This window comes from Methylobacterium sp. A52T (assembly GCF_053346095.1).
Genome location: NZ_JBKFBI010000299.1, coordinates 1 through 1,074 on the forward strand (window position 1 = coordinate 1; position 1,074 = coordinate 1,074).

Here is a 1,074-nt window from a genome sequence, read left to right on the forward strand (position 1 = left end):
CCCCGTGGGCCCCCTCCGCGGCGCGGATCCGCCCGCTGCTGGCGGCCGCCCCGGACGAGGCGCACGCTCCGGCCGAGGCCCTCGCCGCCCGGCTCGACGGCGCGCCGCCGGCCCTCGACCCGGACGAGGTCCGCGCCTGGCTGGAACAGCTCGAGGCGGCCTGCCCGGCGCTGCGCCAGCGCCCCTGGGGCGCCAAGCCCGGGCCGCAGGGGCCGGCGGCCCGGGCGGCGTTCACGCATCTCGCCCGCTGGCTCGTGGCCCGCTCCGGCACCGGGGGGACCCTCGTGGCCCTGCTCGACCGGCTGCGGCCCCGCCCCTCCGGCCGCTACGGTTCGCTCCCGGTCTCGGCCTGGGACATTCCCACCACCTCGGGTCTCCGGGCGGCCCTGGTCGCCGCCCCCGAGGCGGCGTACGCGGAGGCCCTGGACGCGGCCCTCCGGCTCGCCGCTTCGGAGCCGGAGCCCACCCTCGCCCGCTGGCTCGCGGTGATCTTCGCGGACGACCGGCCCGGCGCCGATCACGCCCTCTCCGCCCGCGCGGTGCTGGCGCGCTGCGACCCGCCCGACCCCAAGGCCTACGGCAATTCCCACGTCGCCCTGCCGCTGATCGTCGACCTGCCGCCCGCGCAGGCCGCGCCCTGGTACGCCGCGCCGTATCACCGGGCGACGCTGGCGACCTGCGATGTCGGGGCCGAGGAGGCCGCCGCGACGGTGATCGCCGTCGCCGACGCGGCCGGCGAGCCGGCCACCCCCGGCCTCGTCTGGCTGCTGGAGGGGGCGGTCGGCCCCGAGCGCACGATCGTCGCCCGGGCCCTGCTGGAGACCCGCGCCGCCGACGCCCTCGACGCGCTCCTGCCCTTCGTGGGCACCAAGCTGGTCCGCGACGCCCTCGACGCCGCCGACGCGGCCTTCCCCGACTGGATGCTGCGGGCCTATCTCGGCGCGCTCCAGGGCAAGGGAGAGCCCGCCTACGGCCCCCGGGCCGTGACGCTCGCCGCGCGCCACGGGCACGAGACCGCCCGCGCCTGGGTGGCGGCCGAGGGAGGCCGGGGCGCGGGGCGCCTGGACCGGCTGC

Annotated in this window: 1 pseudogene; it reads left to right on the top strand. The window is 80.3% G+C overall.

The annotated features are described in order from the left end of the window. Positions 1 to 1,074 (top strand): annotated as a pseudogene (locus ACLBYE_RS30490) (molybdate metabolism regulator); the annotation flags it as partial.